We start from the raw sequence: 20117 nt of genomic DNA, 5'->3' as shown, positions 1-20117 counted from the left end.
GGAGACCGACCATGGAACGCGTGAATGAATTACTAGCCGCCCTTGGCATCGTCGCAGGGTCCCAAACCGTCTTGCTGCAGGGGATCGTCGCGGTCGGACTCTTCGTGGCTATCCTGGGGATTGCGGCCGTCTTCCGACCCAGCACAGCCGTGCAAATCCGGCGTATGCAGGCGGTTGCATCACCTTTGTCGGGCCGCGATATCGTGCGCCCCTGGGATAATGACCCGACTGGCGCGCTTCGTCTCTTCGTTCCGCATTCCGGCACCGAGCGGAGCAAGATTTCTGCACGTTTGCGCCAGGCCGGCATCCATAAGGTAAACGCGCTTCGGAACTTCTTTCTGGTGCGGTCCGTTCTGGCTTTGGCGTTGCCGGGATGTTTTGTGCTCGCGGTCTGGTTCAACCAGTCGCTGCCAACCGGCCTTTCACAGGTTTTGGAACCGCTCAGCCGACTTGAGACACCGCAAGCCTTCATGATCGCCGTCTTGCTCGTCGTAATCGGGTTTTACGGCCCGTCGGCGTGGCTCAGTTCCAAGGTCGCGCAACGGCGCAAATCCGTGACACGCGGCATGCCCGGTGCGCTGGATCTCATGCAGGTCGCGATCGAAGCCGGTCTGGGGTTTGATGCAGCAATGAACCGCGTGGCTAAGGAGTTCGGACGTTTTTGCGGCCCGATCGCCGAAGAGTTCACGATCCTGCAACTCGAAATTCAGGCCGGGAAGCCACGCGACATGGCCTTCGCTCAGTTGGAACGGCGGACGGGTGTCGACGCCATGGCCTCCTTCGCGAGCGTTGTCCAGCAATCTGCCGAATTCGGCACACCAATTTCGCAAGCCCTTGAAACCTATTCTATTGAGATGCGTCTGGATCGGGAATTGAAAGCGCAGGCCAAAGCAAACCAATTGCCAGTAAAAATGTCAGCGGTGCTGGCCGCATTCATGATGCCTATTCTCTTGCTAATCATGCTGACTCCGATCGCAATCAGATGGGTCACCGTCCTCACCCCATGATAAGACAGTGCGGTGGTTTCACGCGTTCTGGCGGCACCCCCGGTCGCTTGCCCAAACTAAAGCCAAAGATATCGAGTTTCAAACGCACTGCCCTCAAAAATTTGGGCCGCATGAAATTGGAGCTTTCGGTTAAAACTTTTAGGCTTGGATAGACGCGACGAACAACTCTGTCGCACCAACCGGGAGATGGCTGGAATTTCCCTTATCCAAGTCGGATTTACCTCACGGCTTTGATGACAGGGGCTGCCAGTGCGGCGTAGTCGTTCAGGACTGCGAAGCATATGTGCGTTGCTTTCGCCTACCCCCTTCACCTTGATGTCCGTGCTGTCCACTGCCCCACAACGGTTTGAAGGTCATCACTGACCAGCGGCGCATCAGCAGCCTAGTGTAGGCAGTCCGGTCCGCGGTCTTGCCGGCTCGCGCCGTGGGTTTGCTCATGCAACCCAGCAACTACACTAGATTTACGACATGAATCGCTTGCGGGATTTGTGCGACAAAGCCCTTCGACGCGTAAATATGTTGCAGATATGAATAGTGACGAAGGGCTTCCAGACCCAGAAAATATGGCCGAATACGGCCAAATCTTTCAGCAATTCATTGCAGGCGACGCGTAAGTTTCTGCTTCGATCGATGTAACGAGCTGATCAGCAAAGCGATCCCTGATCTCGACGAGCATCGCCTTCTCCTGCGCAGTCATCGCATCAATGCGCCCCGGGCTGTCATGAAAGTAAAGCGGCATGAGCCCGGCCATGCGAGCCGCTTCGATATCGCGGTTGATCCAGATACTCTTTTTCATGTCATCCGTCAGCGAATTTAGCTTCAGGGCGCTCTCCAGAAACAGCATGTAGTTCGCGGCGATCGGCTTGCCTAAATCCGACCGGTTATCAGCTTCTTGATGCCAGACCGCCCCGATCTGCGGCGAATAGGCGACAGGTCCTAGTAGAGCCAGCTTCCCCCAAGCCACCGTGTCCTCTCCATGTGTGACGCCATCCGGGAAGCCACCAGTCTGCCTCAATGCCCACATGGGGACCGCGGCATTGCTGGAGGAGACAGGCATGGGACCCGTTGACATAGCCCTAAAGAAACAAGGCAATAATCCTTTCAGATCCGCGCCAATCCCAAATTGGTGAAAAACCTGGCAACCATCTCGCCTGATCACCGACCACGCGGTCGTCATCAGAGACGCCTGCGGATACAGTTCCGCTAGTTCTAGGATCTCGCCGACATGCGAGACAGTCCATTCGTCATCGGCGTCTAGAAATAGGATCAGATCGCCCTCGGCAGACCGCCACCCTGCATTCCTCGCCGCAGACACACCCTGGTTGTCCTGCGAGATCACCTGGGCGCGGATTGCCCTGTGGTTGTCCTTGACCCAGCTTCGCGCAATATCCCCGGATCCGTCGGTCGAACCGTCATCCACCACGATGATCTCGAAATCGGCACAGGCATCGACCAAGGAACCCAAGGCGGAGTTCAGTGCCCGTTCAATGTGACGCGCCTTCTGATATACGGGTATGACGACGGAAATCATGAGCCGGCCTCCAGCAAGCAAATCTGACGCCACATATGATATGCTGCCGGAACTTGAAACCTTACTTACGCCGTGACCTGCACCCCGGAAGTTCCCTCAGTCATTACGAGAGTTTGCGGGTTTGGATTTCACATTCTTCGTCATCAATTTGGGCAAGGGCGTCCTGCGCGGGGCCTTCAAATTGCTCAAGCGCGCGACGCGCTTGTGCGGGTGTTTGGTTTCCCAGCGATGAGTGCGGCCTGACGTTTTTGTAGTCGTATCGCCAATGGGCCAGTATGCGGCGGGCATCATCCAAAGTGTCGAAGATCTCCTCGTTCAGTAGTGCGTCTTGCTGGCTGCCATTAAAGCTTTCGATGAAGGCATTCTGCTGGGGTTTTCCGGGGTCGATATAGTGCCAATCCACATTGGTCTCGCCCGCCCACTTCAGGATCGCGCGACTGGTAAACGCCGTGCCGTTGTCACTGACACTGACACTGACACTGACACTGACACTGACACTGCAGATGGGTTTTCCATAGACACGCACAAGCGCGTCCAATTCACGGGCGACACGCGCACCTAAGATGCCGGTGTCAGCCATCAGGCAGAGGTTCTATCGGCAGCAATCATCATTCACGGCCAACATGCGGAACTTGCGTGATGCAGGCCAGTCGCGTTACCTTCGGCGTTTGCCTGTGACACCCCGTCCGCTCGGCTTACGCGCCAATTGCGCTTTCCCGAGACAGGTTGGGAAGCGAACACAGCCCAGAAAAGTGCTGTGCCGGCCGGTGCGTTCGACAAGCCAGCCGTTTGCACAGTCCGGGCAAGTAGGGTGCACTTTCCCGCAACTGCACTTGGATTGTAGCGTACCCTCTACCCGTCGTGGGAGCCCGACCCCACATCCCGAACAGGCAGGTAGAAAATTGCCGCACTGCTCGGAATGCGCGCAGCGGTACCAAGTTCGACCGTCTTGGCCTTGCACACGCAACAGCCGTCCACCGCATTCGCCACATTCGTGGACGTCTTGGTCGGACCCGGACGGCTGGGAAACCCCATATGCCGGGTCCTTTAAAAGTTCGCTGACAAAGGCCGACGGGCGCGCGTTCGATGCGAGGATCGTCAGGGTGCGCCGCGCCCGCGTCATCGCAACATACATCACGCGCCGTTCCTCTGCGTTCTGGAATGCCTCCTCGTCGGGCGATACCAATGCCAGCAAGGGATCGTCGACGATCTGAGATGGAAAGCCCACCCGCCCACTGTCGGCGTTCAACAAAACCACATGATCTGCCTCCAACCCTTTTGAGGCATGAATGGTCTTGAAACTGAGTGTCAGGCGCGCAAAGCGCCGCCGCAGATCCCGCAGGTCAGGCTCCAAATACCGATACCGCGCGAGCAGCAGAACACTCGATGTCTCTCCAGCCGGATCCAACTTGGACGAAAGCGCGGCTAGCACATCCGAAAGCGCTTTTACGCCTTCGTGCTTTGCCGTTGTCACAATTTTGATGGCGGGTTCAGTCGCGATGCCAGCCGGAACGATCTGTTTCTGGATCTGGGCCGGGTTTCTGAGGACAAAAGTTCGCGCAGCAAAGGCGATCTGATCCACTGACCGGAACGTTCGACCCAGATCGACCGTGCTGTGGATTCCGGCCTCCCCGTCAAAGGTTCCGCCAAACTCGGCCCCAAACTTGCGCATCAGGTGAATATCTGATCCGGCAAAGCGAAAGATCGACTGCCAGTCATCGCCGACGGCAAATATACGAACGTCAGGATGTTGTCCTTTCAGCGCCTTCACAAGTTTGGCGCGGCTTTGAGAGATATCCTGAAACTCGTCCACCAGGATATGGCGAAACGGGCTGAGATACCTGCCAGTTTCCACATAATGGGCGGCTCGTAGGATCATGTCCTCAAAGTCGATCCGTCCCGCCAGCCGCTTTTGGTATTCATCGAACACAGGGCCAAACACCGCAAGGAACGCCCGGCCGCGTTTGCCAAGCTTCATTTTGTCGGACGCACTCTCGCAGTGCTCCAGGCTGTAGCCACCGCTTTTGAACTTGCGCAGGAACGTCCCGAGCAGTTGCGAAAACGTGTCGACCTGCTTCATTTCGATGACACGGTCATAGATCGTGTCGACTGGCCGGGGGCTTAGCTTGGCATGTGGCGCGATCTTTTCGGCCAGACCGGTCAGCAGCCGCCCCTCTTGCCGTTCATAGCTGTAGGTTTCGATCATGGTGCTTTCGTGCGTGGCATGAACCTCGCGCTTCCATGCCATGCTGGCCAGATAGTCATCGCGGTTTACGAATGGCGCAGTCGTCAGTTTTTCAGTGCCATCCGCCATCTTCTGACGCCGCACGCCGAAGTGTTCGATGTAAACGCCGCTTTCGGTCAAACGGAAGTCCGGTTGATAGTCCCGCCGCCCCGTCTCAGGCAACTTCGGCTCATAAACGGGCTCATATTCGTAGGCGACGCCGTTTTCATAAAGCCAGTTGGCGATCTGCAGCTCTTCGTAACTTTTAACCTTCTCGCCTTGCAGGGTGCGCAGGTCCTGCTGTTCCATATGGGTGTAAAATTCGTGTTTGGTTTTGAAATCCCATTCTGTCTTCGGCTCGACCAGAAAATGAGAAAACCAATCGATGATAGCGCGCGACACGGCAGACATCGTATGAACGAGGTCCTTCAGGATCTGCTTTATCAACGCGCTGAACGCCGCGTCATCGGTCGCGTGGTCGGCAAGGGCAGGTTTTGACCCTTCGACCGCACCAATGATGTCATAAGCCAGCGCGTGAAAAGTTCGCGCCACGATGGGCTCACCGGATCGCGCCTTAACCCGTTCTGACATTTCCGCGGCCGCATTCTTCGCAAATGCCAGCAGCAGGATTTCGTCCGGTTTCCGGATGCCGGCTTTAACCAGATAGGCTGCCTTGGCGGTAATCACGCTCGTCTTTCCCGATCCGGCTCCGGCTAGCACGAGGGTCGCGTCCTCATCCACCACAACAGAAAGACGCTGCTCAGCCGTCAGTGGCTTGCTTTCGACGGTGTCAAAGAACTGTTCCCAGCGATCCAGTTCAGCAGCGACGAAGACCGATATCGCAGTTGCTCGGGCCGCCCGGGGATCAGCCACGAACTTGCGCACAAGTGTCACCCGCTCTGCCCGATCCGTCCCGATTGCTTCTGCCTTCAGCTTCGACAGAAGCGTGGCATCCAAGGACCGTGCATCATTAAGAACCGGCGCTAGACGGCAGGCCGCAGGATACCGGCCCGGTCGCGCCAAGCCGGAAACAGCGGTATGAAGCCGGTCGAACCGTTGCGCTTCCCGATCAAAAGCACCCGTGTTGAAGCTGACCCACGCAGTCTGGACGGTGTCGGCAAAGGCGCAAGCATCGGCGTGATCGGTACCGCGCAAGATGACATCCCTATTTGCGGAAACCTGCAGCGACAGCGTCGTGCCGAGTACGCCCTTCCGAAGGGCGGGTGCCTCGCCAATATCCGCCAAGGAAAGTGCTGCAGGCATGCTCCGCCCGGTGACCAAAAGATGATCACCCTTCAACTCAATGGCGCGCGCAGTCGTGCCAAAGGGGTTCAGGAAAAACCCAAAAAGTGGTCTTTGTTGTAGCCGAATCAATTGTATGCGCCCTGTGCCTTATTCCGGGCAGCTTGCGCTTTGGCTCTTGGAAACTGCAACCTTTAGGAGACTGGTTTTGGGCGCGCAACAAGCTGCCGTTCAGGCGAAAGGTGCGCTGATTACCGGCGCTGTGTTGGTGTTCGAGCGCAAGTCGGAAGGCAATGTGACCATATAAGGCGGCCGAAATCACATACATTGCGGTGCGTGGCGGTTGAGCCGTATCTTTTTTGCAGCGGGGCCCGCACATGCGTCCAAATGTGCAGGCCCGTTTTATCAAACAGTACCGCCGAGTGAGCCTTCCAAAGTCGCGAGCTCCTGCCCCCCTGCCATCATGTCTTGCAACTCTTCCGGCGTCACGTCGCCCCGCGTTGCGGTGCCAAATGTTTTGCCCCGGTTCAGCACGGTAAAACGGTCGCCCACTGCCATCGCGTGACGCACGTTATGGGTGATGAACACGACCGAGATCCCCTGCTTGCGCACCCGGTCCACCGTTGCCAGCACGTTCGCCGTTTGTCGTACCCCCAGCGCGGATGTCGGCTCGTCCAGGATCAGCACCTTGGCTCCAAAATAGACCGCCCGCGCAATAGCGACAGTCTGACGCTCGCCACCCGAAAGCGTCCCGACCGCCTGATCCGGGCCACGCAGATTGATGCCCATAGCGCGCATTTCTTTCATGGTAACCTCGTTGGCCAGTTCATGGTCAAAGAACGGCAGGCCCATCCGGTGCTTTATCGGCTCGTTGCCCATAAAGAAATTGCGGCTGACCGACATCAGGGGGATCATCGCAAGGTCCTGATAAACCGTCGCAATGCCTGCCGCGATCGCCTCGCGCGGATCATCAAAGTGCATCGGCTTGCCTTCAAAGCAAATCTCGCCGCGGGTCGGCTTGTGCACGCCGGACATCGTCTTGATGAACGTCGATTTGCCCGCGCCGTTGTCACCCAAAAGGCAGTGACATTCGCCCGGAAAGAAATCTACCGTCACGCCATTTAGCGCAATGACAGAGCCGAAGTGCTTTTCGATATTGGTCATGCGGATGATGGGTTGCATCAGCGTTCTCCCGTGATCAGGCGGCGAATATAGGTGTTCAAAATGACGGCCAGCAGCAGGATCACCCCAAGAAACACCCGGAACAATGACGATTCGACCCCGGCAAAGAACAGACCTTGTTGTACGACGCCAAAGATCAGCGCCCCCAGGGCCGCACCGATCACGGACCCGTAGCCGCCCGTGAGCAGCGCGCCGCCGATGACCACCGCGATGATCGCTTCAAATTCCTTTAGAAGGCCCCGGTCAGCACCAGCCGACCCGAATTCCATCACCTGGCAGACCGCAAAGACCGTGGCGCAAAAGGCGGTGAACATGAACATCAGAATTTTGACCCGCTCTACCGGCACACCGACATAGCGCGCGGCCTGCGCGTCGCCGCCTGCCGCAAAAATCCAGTTCCCGAAACGGGTGCGGGTCAGAACGATATGCCCGACGATCACGAGCCCCAGCGCCCAGATGATCAGCATCGGAATCCCGTCGACGACGGGCTGCCCCACCTTGTTGCCGCGCTCAAACACCGAAATCATGCCAATATCGCCCAACCAGGCGAAGAACCCCTTCAAGACTTTGCCGCCAAAAATCGCGGCCAGCCAGTCGCCCTCCGCCGCCTCGGTGATACCGCCGATGATGGTCTTCCGTTCCAGCGTTTGCGGAATGAATATGGTAAAGCCGCGCAGGATAAACAGGGTCGCCAGCGTCACGATGAAACTCGGCAAGCCAGTGCGCACGACGATATAGCCGTTCAGCGCGCCCAGCGCGATGCAGATCGCAAATGTCACAAGGATCGCCATCCACATCGGCCAGCCTAGCGTCACACCGAAGATGGCGATCATCATGCCTGCGAAACCGATCATGGATCCGACGGACAAGTCGAACTCTCCGGCGATCATCAGCAGACAGGCCCCGACGGCAATAATCATGAACTGCGCCGAAACGACAGACCAGTTCAACACGCCGGTGGAACTGAACATCCCGCTATCCGAGGCGGTGAGCAAGAAGAAGGTAAAGACAGCGACACAGCCAACCATGCCCCCTAACTCCGGGCGGATCAGGGCGCGTCGCAGGCGCGACATCTCCTTGATACGTTCGTCACTATTGGTTGCATCAGTCATGATACGGCACACTCCGACAAGTATTTGGTGGGGGGATAGGCGTGGACCGGGCGCGGCTGGCGCGCCCGGCGGTGTTTGGTCAGATCAACGGAATTCGCCTGCGAATTCTTCGACCTTGGCCAAACCGTCCTTAGTCACGAAACCGGGGCCGGAGTTGATGTTGTTGCCCGGCAGCACGCCGTAACGGTCATAGTTCGCCAGAATCACGACTGGCAGATAGGCCTGCAGAAAGGGTTGCTGGTCGATTGCCCATTTGATCACATCGGACTTCAGACCTTTGACGATGTCTTCGCCCAGATCGAAGGTGCCAAAATAGATGTCACCAGCCAGACCGTTCTCTTCCAACGCCAAAATCGTCGGATCGGCAGAGGTCGGCCCGAGGGTCAGCACCGCATCGGTGTCGGGATTGGCCGACAGATAGGCCAGGACGCGATTCTTGATCTCGGACGGGTCTTGGCCCGCGTCGATCATCTGGTTGCCAAGTTCAACTTCTAGACCATCGGCAAAACCCTGACACCGCTCAGTCGAGGACGGAGAGCTGATATAATGGTTTACGCACAGAAAACTGCCGACACCGTCGCGCTTGGCGCGCTGGCCGGCTGCAAGGCCCGCGTCGTATTCCGGCTGACCGACATACATCAGCGCACCGACTTCGACCGCCTGAGCAGCCGTGCCGGAGTTCATGATTATCACGTCAATGCCTTGATCGACCGCCGCGCGAATCGGGCCGCTTAGCACGTCAAAATCGGCCAGCGTTGTGATGATCCCATCGGGGTTCGATGCCGCGGCCTGCTCGATGATCCGCGCCATATCGGCAAGGTCACCGGATGGTGGATTGCGGTATTCCACGGTCACGCCCATCTGGTCGGCGGCTAGCGCTACGCCGTTTTTCACCGTGTTCCACCAGCTGTCACTGTCCGGTGCATGGCTTACCAGCACATAGTTCAGATTGTCGCCATGCGCCTCAGCCGTAACCGCCAGCGGCGCAGCGATGACCGTGGTCGTTAGCAATAATGTCTTCAACGTAAATGTCATGATTTTTCCTCCCAGAAACGCCAGTTCTTCGTTGCAAAGGCAGGCCTCCCCCACCCTTGCCGCTAAGGAAAGCACGAAACGATTCACTTTGCAACCGGTTGCAAAAGATGTGCGCTATCTTTAGCGTGCAGGACAATCGGCGATGAGGTAAACGCCCATTTTAATCTTATAAGGAATGGTTTGGACACATGGTCGCAACGCTGAAGGATGTGGCGCTCCGCGCGGGGGTCTCAACATCAGCCGTCTCGCGCGCCTTCACGGATGGCGCATCCGTATCGGCCAAAATGCGGCGCAAGGTCGAAAAAGCAGCCGCAGAGCTGGGCTATAGTCCCAATTTCTTGGCTCGCAGCCTGACAACCCGCCAGACAAAGCTGATCGGATTGGTTTCCAACAACTTTCACAACCCGATTTTCCTAGAGGTTTTTGATCTGTTCACCCGCGGCCTGCAAGATCGCGGTTTGCGGCCCCTACTGGTCAATCTTAGCGATGAAACCGATCCCGAACATTCGGTGCGGATGCTGCAGCAATATTCGGTCGATGGCGTGATCGTCGCATCATCGACCCTGCCGCCCGCCTTTGCCAAGGGGTTCCGCGACAAGGGCATTCCAGTAGTCAACACCTTTGGCCGCTATGCGAGCAGCCCCGACGTGCATGTCGTCGGCATCGACAACGCAGTCGCCGGCAGCGTCGCGGCCAAGACCATGATCGCCCGCGGCTACAAGCGCCTTTCCTTTCTTGGCGGGCCTGAAAGCGCGACATCGACCATGGACCGGTTCCGCGGCTTTGCCGATGAAATCGCCAAGCACGCGGATGTGACCTGCACACACTCCTTTGCCGCCGCGTATACCTTTCAGGCCGGGCGCGCTGAAATGCTGCGCCTGCTGGAATCCGCCCCGGCGGAGGCCTATTTTTGCGGTGACGACGTGCTGTCCATCGGCGCCCTGAGTGCGATCAAGGACAAGGGCCTGACGGTGCCAGGGGATATCGGCATTATCGGGCTGAACGATATGGAAATGGCCAGCTGGGAAAACATCAACCTGACGACGATCCGGCAGCCTATTCGCGAAATTGTGGATTCATCTGTGGAACTTATGGTCGCGATGATGGATCAACCGGACCGCTATCCAGAGGCGCGGCTATTCCCATGCCGCGTCATTGAACGCGGGACCCTGAGGCCCCGCGTTCAGGCTGATTAGCGGAACATCGGCGGTCGCGCATCGACCCATGCGCCGTCCGCCTTGGCCGACTCTACCGCCGCATAGACAGCCGCCATCGACCGCAACCCATCGGGTGCCAGCGGCAGACCGTCGCGCGCCTCGCCGTTGATCGCGTCGGCCAGATCGCAATAGATATTGGCGACAGCCAGCGGAAAACCTTCGGGGTGGGCGATGGACACGCGGGACAAGCGCTGCGCATCGGGATGCAGGCCGCCCTCACCCTTTTCGATGATCTGCGTGCGGCCGCCGACGGGGGTATAGATCAGCTGGTTCGGCTGCTCTGACGCCCAGCGAAGCCCGCCGGTTTCGCCAAAGACCTGGATGTCGAACCCGTGCTGCCGTCCGATCGCCACTGAAGAGGTCCAAAGCCTGCCAACCGTGCCGCCCGTCATGCGGAAATTGACCATCGCGTCGTCCTCTAGCACGCGGCTGGGAATGGTCGAGGCGAAGTCAGCCGACAGCTTTTCAACCGTATCATCGCAGATAAAACCCGCCATATGCAGCGCGTGAATGCCGCAATCGGCAAACTGGCCAGACACACCCGCCATCGCCGGATCATAGCGCCAGCGCACCCGCGGATTGTTCGCATCCCCCGCATCCCCCGCATCGCCGTGGTGACCATGGCTGAAGTTCGTGACCACAAGGCGGATCTTGCCGATCTCTCCGGCGCGAACCATGGCGCGGGCCTGCCGGATCATCGGGTAGGCAGAGTAGCAGTAGTTCACTGCACAGATCTTGCCGCTGGCCTTGGCAATGCGGACAATCTCTTCGCCCTGTTCGACGTCCATTGTCATCGGCTTTTCACATAGCACGTTAAAGCCGGCCTCTAGGAAGGCTTTGGTGATCTCAAAGTGCGTCGCGTTAGGCGTCGCCACCGTCACCAGATCGACGCGGTCAGTACGATTGCGTTCACCGGCAAGCATTTCTGTCCAGTCGCCATAAGCGCGGTCTGCCGCGATCCCAAGGCGCTGGCCGTAGGCCCGCCCCTCTTCGGCGCGATGATCCAGCGCGCCAGCTGCGAATTCAAAACGACCATCCGCCTGTGCGCCCAAACGGTGCGCTGGTCCAATCTGGCTGCCTTCGCCGCCGCCGATCATGCCCCACTTTAGTTTTGTCATGCTGTGTTCCTAAAAGCCGATGGATTGCAGATATTCACGATTGGCGCGCGCATCTTCCAGCGGCGTGCCGGGGACAGAAGGGTCACAGTCCTGCTCGACCGTGCACCACCCCTCGAAGCCGGCATCGATCAGGCGTTGGCGCACCGCAGGAAAGTCCACGTCGCCCTTACCCAGGTTGCAGAAAATGCCCTGCCCGCAGGCTTTGTAAAATCCGGTGCGATTGGCGACGACATCCGCTTTGACCAAAGGATCGATGTCTTTAAAATGCATATAGGAAATCCGGTCCATATGTCGGTCCATGAATGCAATCGGATCGTAGCCCGCATAAGAGTGATGGCCGGTGTCAAAGCAGATTTTCAAGATGCTTTCGTCCACCTCGTCCAGCAGCCGTTCCAGCTCTGGCTCGAAGTCGATGAAACCTGCCGCATGGGCGTGGATGCCAACGGTCAGCCCGTATTCTTCGGTGCCGATCTTGGCGATCGTCGCCAGCCGATCACGAAAGGCGGTCCATTCGGCAATATCCATCTGCTCTGCCTCGGCAGCGCGGCCCGCCGTCGGGGCGCGGCGGGGAGAGATACTGTCAATCAGCACCAGATGCTGCGCGCCGTGCGCTGTCAGTGCCTTGCAGGTGCGGTGGCTGGCGTCCAGCACGTCATCCCATTTGGCGGGATCGTGAAAGGCGCGGAACACGACGCCGCCGATGATTTCCAACCCACGCTTGGCCAGCTCAGGTGCCAGTACGGCGGGGTCTTCGGGCAGATAGCCAATTGGGCCAAGCTCGATCCCCTTATACCCCGCCTGAGCGCACTGATCCAAGACTGACTGCCAGGTAGGATAGGCCGGATCACTGGGAAATTCGATGCCCCACGAACAGGGCGCATTGCCGATCTTGATTGTCATAGTGATGCCTTTCGAATGCTAAACAGAGGCGACGTCGACCCAAGCGCCAGCAAGGGATGACTGCATCGCCGCCGCGACAACTTGGTTGACCGCCATGCCGTCCTGGAACGTCGGCCAGACGGGAGTGCGGGTTTCGATTGCACGCAGGAAATCGCGCGCCTCGATGATGATCTGATCCTGATATCCGGTGCCATGCCCCGGCCCCTGACAGAAGGGTTTATAGTCCGGATGCGCCGGACCAGTCAGGATTTTGCGGAATCCGCGGATCGCCTCGGGCTCGTCCGCGCTATAGAACCACAGCGCGTTCTGATCCTCTTGGTCGAACCGAAGCGCACCTTTTGTACCAGTTATTTCATAGGCATAGCCCATCTTGCGGCCATGGCTGATCCGGCTGAAATACATCTGCCCCATCGCCCCATTGGCAAAGCGGCACATCATCTGCCCGTGATCATCATTGGTCACATCGCCCCCCGGACGGGTGGCGTGAACAGTCTCTATCATGGCGCTCAGCGCCGTGATCGGACCAATCAGCGCCAGCGCGCCGTTGATCATATGCGGGGCCAGATCACCCATGGTGCCGTTCGCGACACCGCTGGTGCGCCAAGACGCTGGCTGCTGCGGGTCCGCCAGAAAATCCTCTGTATGCTCGCCGCGAAACCATGTGATGTCGCCGATCGCACCCTGCGCGATCAGCTTGCGGGCAAACTGGCTGGCAGGGGTGCGGATATAGTTGAAGCCGGTCATGCTGATCTGGCCCTGCGCCGCCGCGACCATTGCCCGGCTCTCGGCCAGCGACGCACCGAGTGGCTTTTCGCAAAACACCGGCTTGCTCAAGGCAAAAGCGGCCGCTGCGATTTCCAGGTGCGTCTCTTGCGGCGCGGCGATGATGACCGCTTCGACCTTGGGGTCATTCACCAGCACCCGCCAATCATCCGTGCCCCGCGCAAAGCCGTAGGCCTTGCGGTAGCGCTCGGCAGAGGCGGGCGTGCTGGCGCAGACCATTTCCAGACGTGGGCGCAGGGCCGTATTAAAGACCGCCCCGACTGCCGACATCGCCACTGCATGGGCCTTTCCCATGTATCCGCCGCCGACAATCCCGATGCCTATTTCCGTCATCCCGCCCCCTGTACCCGAATTAAAGTTTGCAACCGGTTGCAAAACTTGTATCCTTGGAGTCGATAGCGCGCAAGATGCAATCGCAAACGAACCCTTGATGATTGAAAAGCAGGCAGATTATGAACGAGACGGTAAAGCTGACAACGGCGCAGGCGATCATCCGCTTTATTGCCAATCAGTATATCGAAATTGACGGCAAGGAGATGCGGATTTGCGGCGGCGGCTTCGGCATTTTCGGCCACGGCAACGTCACCTGTCTGGGCGAGGCGCTTTACGAAAACCGCGCTGCGCTGCCGCTTTATCGGGGCCAGAACGAACAGGGCATGGGGTTCGCCGCCGCCGGCTATGCAAAGCAATGGCTGCGCCGTCGCTTTATGTTCTGCACCGCCAGCGCCGGTCCCGGGACAGCGAACCTTCTGACCTCTGCCGCGCTGGCCCATGCCAACCGCTTGCCGGTTCTGATGCTTTGCGGCGATACCTTCATCACCCGCCTGCCCGATCCGGTGCTGCAGCAGCTAGAGCACTTCGGCAATCCAGCGCTGGGGGTGAATGATGCCTTCAAGGCCGTCTCTCGGTTCTGGGATCGCATCACCCATCCGGCGCAGATCCTGCAATCTTTGCCAGCCGCCTTTGCGACCATGCTGGACCCCGCCGACTGCGGCCCCGCCTTCATCGGCCTGCCGCAAGACGTGCAGGGCTGGACCTATGACTACCCCGCCAGCTTTTTCGCCAAGCGCGTACACCGCATCCGCAGCCAAGCCCCCGATATCGCAGAGATCGAGGAAGCCGCCGAAACCCTGAAGGCCGCCAAGCGCCCCGTCATCATTGCAGGCGGCGGCGTGCAATACGCCGGTGCGGTCGATGCACTGATCGACTTTGCCACGCGGCACAACATTCCAGTGGTTGAAACCATCGCAGGCCGCGCGAATTTGACCCAATCGCACCCGCTCAACATCGGCCCCGTCGGCGTCACCGGATCGGACAGCGCCAATACTGTGGTGGCGAAAGCCGATGTGATCCTTGCCCTCGGCACCCGGTTGCAGGACTTCACCACCGGATCATGGACGGCCTTTGCAAAGGACGCGCGGATCATCGGCCTGAACGTCGGACGTCACGATGCGGCCAAGCACCTGTCCCTGCCCGTGGTGGGCGACGCCAAACTGGGCCTTTTTGCTCTTGGCGAGGCACTGTCCGGATACCGCGCACCCGATGACTGGACCATGAATGCCCAGACAGAGCGCGCCAAGTGGGTCGCCTATACCGACATGATCACCACCCCCGGCAACGGCCCAAATTCCTATGCGCAGGCGATCCGCGTCGTTAACGATCTTTGCGATTCCCGCGACCGCGTCGTTGCAGCCGCGGGTGGCCTTCCCGCCGAGGTGACAGCCCATTGGCAAACCAAAGAGCCCGGCACCGTCGACGTGGAATTCGGATTTTCCTGCATGGGCTACGAGATTGCAGGCGGTTGGGGCGCGCGGATCGCGCAATTCGAGCGCGAGCCTGACCGCGACACCATCGTCTTTACCGGCGACGGGTCTTATTTGCTAATGAACTCCGACATCTACTCCTCGGTTTTGACGCAGCGCAAGCTGATCATCTGCGTGCTGGATAACGGCGGGTTTGCGGTGATCAACAAACTGCAAAACAACACTGGCAACGAGAGTTTCAACAACCTGCTGGCCGATTGCCCGACGATCCCCCACCCCTTCGCCGTCGATTTCGAGGCGCACGCCGCCGCGATGGGTGCCAATGCCGAAACCGCTGCCAACCCTGCGGAATTTGCCGAAGCCTTCAAACGCGCGAAAGCGGCCGATAAAACAAGCGTTATCGTCATGAAAGTGGATGCCTACGACGGCTGGACCACCCAAGGCCACGCCTGGTGGGAGGTTGGCACCCCACATATCAGCAACAGCGCAACCGTCACCGATAAGCACCAAGAGACCGAGGCCGCGCGCAGCGCCCAGCGGGCAGGCATTTGATGACCGTTCTGGAGGGTATCAAACGCAACGACTTCGTCGTCATCGGGCGCGTCGGGATGGACCTGTTCACTGACCCCGGCGTCACGACAGAGGATTCAACCCAGTTCACGGCCGATATGGGCGGCTCCTCTGCGAATATCGCGGCGGGGATCGTCAAGCTCGGGGGCCACGCCGCACTTGTCACGACCGTATCGGACGACGCCATCGGCAGCTTTTGCCTGTCCAAGCTGGACCACTATGGCATTGACCGCCGCCATGTTCGCTGCGTCGGGGGCGAGGTCCGCAACTCCCTCGCGATCTACGAAAGCCGCACCGAGGGGCACCGCAACGTCATCTATCGCAACAACGCGGCAGACTTCGAGATGACGACCGAGGACGTCGCCGCCCTTTACTACACCCGCTTTGGCGCATTGGTCACCGCTGGCACCGTCTTTGCCGCCGAGCCATCACGCAGCGCCAGTTTTCACGCCTTCGATCTGGCGCGAGCTGCGGGCCTGCCGATTATCTTTGACGTCGACTACAGACCTTATTCATGGCCCTCGGCGCAGGTCGCCTCTGACGTGCTGTCCCGCGCGGCGGACCTGTCTGATGTGATCGTCGGCAATGACGACGAATTCGGCTTCATGGCCGGCAGCAAGGACAAGGGCCTAGCCAAAGCCCGCGATCTGGCCGCGACGACCGCCAGCATCGTCGTCTACAAAATGGGCGAACACGGCGCGATCACCTTTACGGACGGCAAGGAATATCGCACCGGAATCTATCCCGTCACCGCACTGAAACCCACCGGCGCTGGTGACAGCTTTATGGCCGGATTTCTGACATCCCTCGCGGATGGTCACGATATGCAGACAGCTATTCTGCGCGGATCAGCCTGTGCCGCAATCGTCGTCGCCAAACCCGGCTGCGCCCCTGCAATGCCGTACCCTGCCGACCTCACCTCATTTCTGGCCGAACACCCTGGCCCCACTGCACCAAACGAAGGATAAACCATGCATATCGCCCCACATGACAACAAGAACGTTCCCATCGTCGATGCGGACGATCCCACGGTGCCGCTGAACTATTTCAATATCGTTAAGCTCAAAGCAGGCGAAGCCTTTGAGTATCAGGTGCCGGGTTATGAAACCTGCATCGTACCTGCCACCGGCACCGTCGATGTCAGCGTCGAAGGCGTAGAGTTCAAGGCTCTGGGCAACCGCACAGCGGACGTCTGGGACGGAGAGCCGGAAGGTGTTTATGTCCCCGTCGGCGCCAAGGCGACCATTGTTGCCACCCGCGACACCGAAACCTTTATCGCCGGTGCGAAATACGACAAGGTGCTGGACCCGTTCGATGTCCGCGTGGCCGAGATCGACAAGGTGCAATATGGATCGGATGACACCAAAACCCATCGCAAGATCAAGCACATCCTTGGTCAGAAACAGAACGGCAAGGTCGGCCGCCTCCTGGTCAGTGAACTGTTCACCGTGGGTCAGGGCGGCTGGTCTGGTTTTCCGGCACACAAGCATGACACCGACAACCTACCGCATGAGACTCGCCACGACGAAACCTATAACTTCCGCTTCCGCCCCAACCATGGGTCCGGCGTGCAGATCCTGCAGCGCGAAGAAGGCAAGCCAGGCGACGCCTATCAACTGATGGACGGCTCTACGATCATGATCGACAAGGGCTACCACCCCTGCGCCGTCATGCCCGGGTACGAGATGTATTACTTCACCATCCTTGGCGGCCTGTCGCAGCGCAGTCTGGTGCAATATTTCCAGCCGACCCATGCCTATCAGATCGAAACAATCCCCGGGATCAAAGACATGGTGGCCAAGTTCAAATGACCCTCGCAACGCTGGCAGATGTCCTGCAACCCGCCTTGAAAGGCCACTATGCCGTCGCGGGGCTGGTCACCCTGGGCTGGGAAGACATGGTCGCCTATGTCGCGGCGGCAGAGGCCGAAGGCTGCCCTGTTATCCTGCAGGCTGGCCCGTCCTGCCGCGCCCATACGCCCCTGCCCGTCTTGGGCAAGATGTTCCGCTATCTGGCAGAGCAAGCCAGCGTCCCCGTCGTGGCCCATCTGGACCACGGCTACACGATGGAAGACTGCCGCATCGCGCTCGATAGCGGTTTTACCTCGCTGATGTTTGACGGCTCTCGCAAACCGCTGGCGCAGAACATTGCAGAGACTGCCGCAGTCGCCGACATGGCCCATGCGGCAGGCATTTCCTGCGAAGGAGAGATCGGCTTTGTCGGCTACGCCAGCGGCGAGGGCTCTCTTGGCACCGATCCCGCCGAAGCGGCGCAATTTGCCCGCGAGACAAACGTTGATGCCATGGCGATTTCGGTCGGGAACGTGCATTTGCAGCAAGACAAGGAAGGCGGTCTTGATCTGGACCGCATCCGCGCGATCGAGGCGGCAACCACAGTGCCTTTGGTCATCCACGGCGGATCGGGCGTGCCATTGGCGCAGCGCCGCGCCTTGGCCACCGGATCACGGATCTGCAAATTCAACATTGGCACCGAATTGCGCATGGCTTTCGGGCAGGCGCTTCGCGATGCCGTCAATGCAGACCCGGACCGCTTCGACCGCGTCACGATCATGAAAGACACCCACGCGCCACTTGTCGCTGCCACCCGTCAGGTCTTGCGCGTCTTCAAACCCACAGGAAAGTCAGAATAATGCTACGGATTGGAGTTCTAGGCTGCGGACGGATCGGACGGGTCCATGCTGCCTCTATCATGCGGCTGCCGGATGCGGCATTGGTCGCCGTATCGGACGCCTTCGCACAAAACGCGCTGGACCTTGCCACGCAGACTGGCGCGCAGGTTCGAAGCAGCGACGCGATCATCGAAAGCGACGATATCGACGCGATCATCATCTGCACCCCGACGGACACGCATTACGATCTGATCCATGCCGCTGCTAAGGCGCGCAAGGCGATTTTTTGTGAAAAGCCGGTGGATATGTCAGCGGACCGCATCCGCGATTGCATCAAGGTGGTTGAGGCATATGCCGTGGCCTTCATGACCGCCTTCAACCGCCGCTTCGATCCAAATTTTGCTTCCGTCCACGCCCGCATTCAGGCCAGAGAGATCGGCAATGTCGAGCTCGTCACGATCCTGTCCCGCGACCCTGCCCCGCCGCCCATCAGCTATATCAAGACCTCAGGCGGCATCTTTCGCGACATGATGATCCATGACTTCGACATGGCGCGGTTCTTGATGGGCGAAGACCCGGTACAGGTCTTTGCCACCGGATCGGCCTTGGTCGATCCAGAAATCGGCGCCGCTGGCGACGTCGATACTGCCGCCGTCATCCTCACCACGGCTAGCGGCAAGATCTGCCAGATTTCGAATTCGCGCCGCGCGAGTTACGGCTATGACCAGCGGATCGAGGTGCATGGCGCGGCAGGTTTGCTACGCGCGCAAAACGTTCTGGAAGACACGGTCGAAGTCGGCAATGCAGCAGGGTTCCGCCGCGCGCCGACGATGAACTTTTTCCTTGAACGCTATGAGCGCGCCTATCTGGCCGAAATGGCGCATTTCGTTGCGGCGGTCACGGCTGGCACTCCCCTGTCCTCGACGATCACCGACGGGCTGCAGGCGCAGCTCATGGCCGATGCCGCTACGCTATCCTTGGCAGAAGGCCGGCCTATCACGATCTAGGGTGGACCTATCAACCGCAAGTCAAGAATGCGGCTGATATCGGGCGGGGATGCGGACGCGCCGCATGTCCCGCCCATGTCAGTCTTGTATATCTTGCTCCAGCCAGTTTTCACGCAAGGAAAAGCGGTCTGACCGCGTGCTCCCAAGCCTTACGTAAAAATGCCGAAAGCCACCCGAAGGTGGCTTGTTCGACGTCGCTGGTTGCGGGAGCAGGATTTGAACCTACGACCTTCAGGTTATGAAGCCGGCGAGGTCACGAACGCAGTCAAAATAGCATGCCCCCATCCTCGCGCGTCGAAAAGGTTTTGGGAGGTAGCATGTGGTTTGATACGTGGTGCGATATCAACAATGATCAGACATTATTGATACTTTCTAGTATATTACAGTAACTATACAGACGGACTGTCTCTGCGCCAACCTTCCCTTTTTTATTAGTTTGAATGGGTCGCTTAACGCGGCCCTTTTGCTGTGTTTTTCCGGCCAGGGTTGCGTTTTGTATTCGCGCGGTTGATTTTCATGCGAAACCTTTTCAGGTCCCGGCACAGTTTCCATTGCGAATTGACCCGTTTGCCCCGTCCCCCAGCGCTGCCACATCTTGCAGACTGGCAAAGACGGCTTCCGCTGCGATGTCAGTGACGCTCTAGCGGCGCGTATTGCGTTTCTTGATCGCCACGTGCGGGCATCCAATTCTGACTTCGATGTCTGGACTTAAATCTGCTTTGCTATCCGAATGGATAACCGGCCTGACCTTCTGCATCAGTCACCAGCCGTTTGCCAGTCTGCAGAAACGCATGCCG

The 20117-nt window shown here is 58.9% G+C and carries 15 protein-coding genes and 1 pseudogene; 7 read left to right on the top strand and 9 right to left on the bottom strand.

Annotated features, from left to right (window positions below):
- The first annotated feature begins 11 nt into the window (after positions 1 to 11).
- Entirely contained in the window at positions 12 to 1007 is a 996-nt protein-coding gene (locus tag BM131_RS02390; protein ID WP_090185095.1) for a type II secretion system F family protein, read from the top strand.
- 586 nt (positions 1008 to 1593) lie between these two features.
- On the opposite strand, the gene BM131_RS02385 is transcribed toward BM131_RS02390, so the two are convergent.
- The 6 genes and pseudogenes from BM131_RS02385 to BM131_RS02360 all read right to left on the bottom strand — a co-directional run bounded on the left by BM131_RS02385 (position 1594) and on the right by BM131_RS02360 (position 9333).
- Positions 1594 to 2538 carry a glycosyltransferase family 2 protein gene (locus BM131_RS02385; protein WP_090185092.1) on the bottom strand — a complete coding sequence of 315 codons (945 nt, stop codon included), beginning with the start codon at positions 2536 to 2538 and terminating at the stop codon, positions 1594 to 1596.
- A 103-nt stretch (positions 2539 to 2641) separates the two neighbouring features.
- Positions 2642 to 3181, bottom strand: a pseudogene (locus BM131_RS02380) (integrase core domain-containing protein); the annotation flags it as partial.
- Positions 3182 to 3193: 12 nt separating this feature from the next.
- Positions 3194 to 6067: a UvrD-helicase domain-containing protein gene (locus BM131_RS02375; protein ID WP_425434298.1), complete on the bottom strand. Its 2874-nt coding sequence runs from the start codon at positions 6065 to 6067 to the stop codon at positions 3194 to 3196.
- 342 nt (positions 6068 to 6409) lie between these two features.
- A complete protein-coding gene (locus BM131_RS02370) occupies positions 6410 to 7186 on the bottom strand; it encodes an ATP-binding cassette domain-containing protein (protein ID WP_090185090.1) in 777 nt (258 codons plus the stop codon).
- A complete protein-coding gene (locus BM131_RS02365; protein WP_090185087.1) occupies positions 7186 to 8298 on the bottom strand; it encodes an ABC transporter permease in 1113 nt (370 codons plus the stop codon). Before BM131_RS02365 ends, BM131_RS02370 begins: the two co-directional genes overlap by 1 nt.
- 84 nt (positions 8299 to 8382) lie before the next feature.
- Positions 8383 to 9333 (bottom strand): sugar ABC transporter substrate-binding protein, encoded by a 951-nt coding sequence (locus BM131_RS02360; RefSeq protein WP_090185085.1) that lies wholly within the window; start codon positions 9331 to 9333, stop codon positions 8383 to 8385.
- Positions 9334 to 9521: 188 nt separating this feature from the next.
- Here BM131_RS02360 and BM131_RS02355 point away from each other — a divergent pair, with 188 nt between their 5' ends.
- Positions 9522 to 10529 (top strand): LacI family DNA-binding transcriptional regulator, encoded by a 1008-nt coding sequence (locus tag BM131_RS02355; protein WP_090185082.1) that lies wholly within the window; start codon positions 9522 to 9524, stop codon positions 10527 to 10529.
- Here BM131_RS02355 and BM131_RS02350 read toward each other — a convergent pair.
- Genes BM131_RS02350 through BM131_RS02340 form a run of 3 tightly spaced genes read right to left on the bottom strand, consistent with a single transcriptional unit; the run spans position 10526 to position 13684 of the window.
- Positions 10526 to 11668: a Gfo/Idh/MocA family protein gene (locus tag BM131_RS02350; protein WP_090185078.1), complete on the bottom strand. Its 1143-nt coding sequence runs from the start codon at positions 11666 to 11668 to the stop codon at positions 10526 to 10528. The genes BM131_RS02355 and BM131_RS02350 overlap by 4 nt on opposite strands.
- Positions 11669 to 11677: 9 nt before the next feature.
- Positions 11678 to 12568 carry a TIM barrel protein gene (locus BM131_RS02345; RefSeq protein WP_090185074.1) on the bottom strand — a complete coding sequence of 297 codons (891 nt, stop codon included), beginning with the start codon at positions 12566 to 12568 and terminating at the stop codon, positions 11678 to 11680.
- A gap of 18 nt (positions 12569 to 12586) precedes the next feature.
- Positions 12587 to 13684 (bottom strand): Gfo/Idh/MocA family protein, encoded by a 1098-nt coding sequence (locus BM131_RS02340; RefSeq protein WP_090185071.1) that lies wholly within the window; start codon positions 13682 to 13684, stop codon positions 12587 to 12589.
- Positions 13685 to 13803: 119 nt separating this feature from the next.
- Between BM131_RS02340 and iolD the strand changes: the two genes are divergently transcribed.
- Genes iolD through iolG form a run of 5 tightly spaced genes read left to right on the top strand, consistent with a single transcriptional unit; the run spans position 13804 to position 19320 of the window.
- The gene (gene iolD, locus BM131_RS02335; protein ID WP_090185068.1) at positions 13804 to 15666 is read left to right on the top strand and encodes a 3D-(3,5/4)-trihydroxycyclohexane-1,2-dione acylhydrolase (decyclizing); all 1863 of its coding nucleotides are present in this window, start codon (positions 13804 to 13806) and stop codon (positions 15664 to 15666) included.
- Positions 15666 to 16652, top strand: a complete 987-nt coding sequence (gene iolC / locus BM131_RS02330) for a 5-dehydro-2-deoxygluconokinase (protein WP_090185065.1) — start codon at positions 15666 to 15668, stop codon at positions 16650 to 16652. The genes iolD and iolC overlap by 1 nt, the downstream gene beginning before the upstream one ends.
- A gap of 3 nt (positions 16653 to 16655) precedes the next feature.
- Positions 16656 to 17495, top strand: a complete 840-nt coding sequence (locus BM131_RS02325) for a 5-deoxy-glucuronate isomerase (RefSeq protein ID WP_090185063.1) — start codon at positions 16656 to 16658, stop codon at positions 17493 to 17495.
- Positions 17492 to 18334 (top strand): class II fructose-bisphosphate aldolase, encoded by an 843-nt coding sequence (locus BM131_RS02320; RefSeq protein WP_090185060.1) that lies wholly within the window; start codon positions 17492 to 17494, stop codon positions 18332 to 18334. Before BM131_RS02325 ends, BM131_RS02320 begins: the two co-directional genes overlap by 4 nt.
- On the top strand, positions 18334 to 19320 hold the full coding sequence (gene iolG / locus BM131_RS02315; protein ID WP_090185059.1) for an inositol 2-dehydrogenase: 987 nt from the start codon (positions 18334 to 18336) through the stop codon (positions 19318 to 19320). Before BM131_RS02320 ends, iolG begins: the two co-directional genes overlap by 1 nt.
- Positions 19321 to 20117 lie beyond the last annotated feature (797 nt).

The organism is Loktanella salsilacus (assembly GCF_900114485.1).
GTDB classification, from domain to species: Bacteria; Pseudomonadota; Alphaproteobacteria; order Rhodobacterales; family Rhodobacteraceae; genus Loktanella; species Loktanella salsilacus.
The sequence above is the reverse complement of the archived record's forward strand: the minus strand, read 5'-3'. Positions and strand labels throughout refer to the sequence as shown.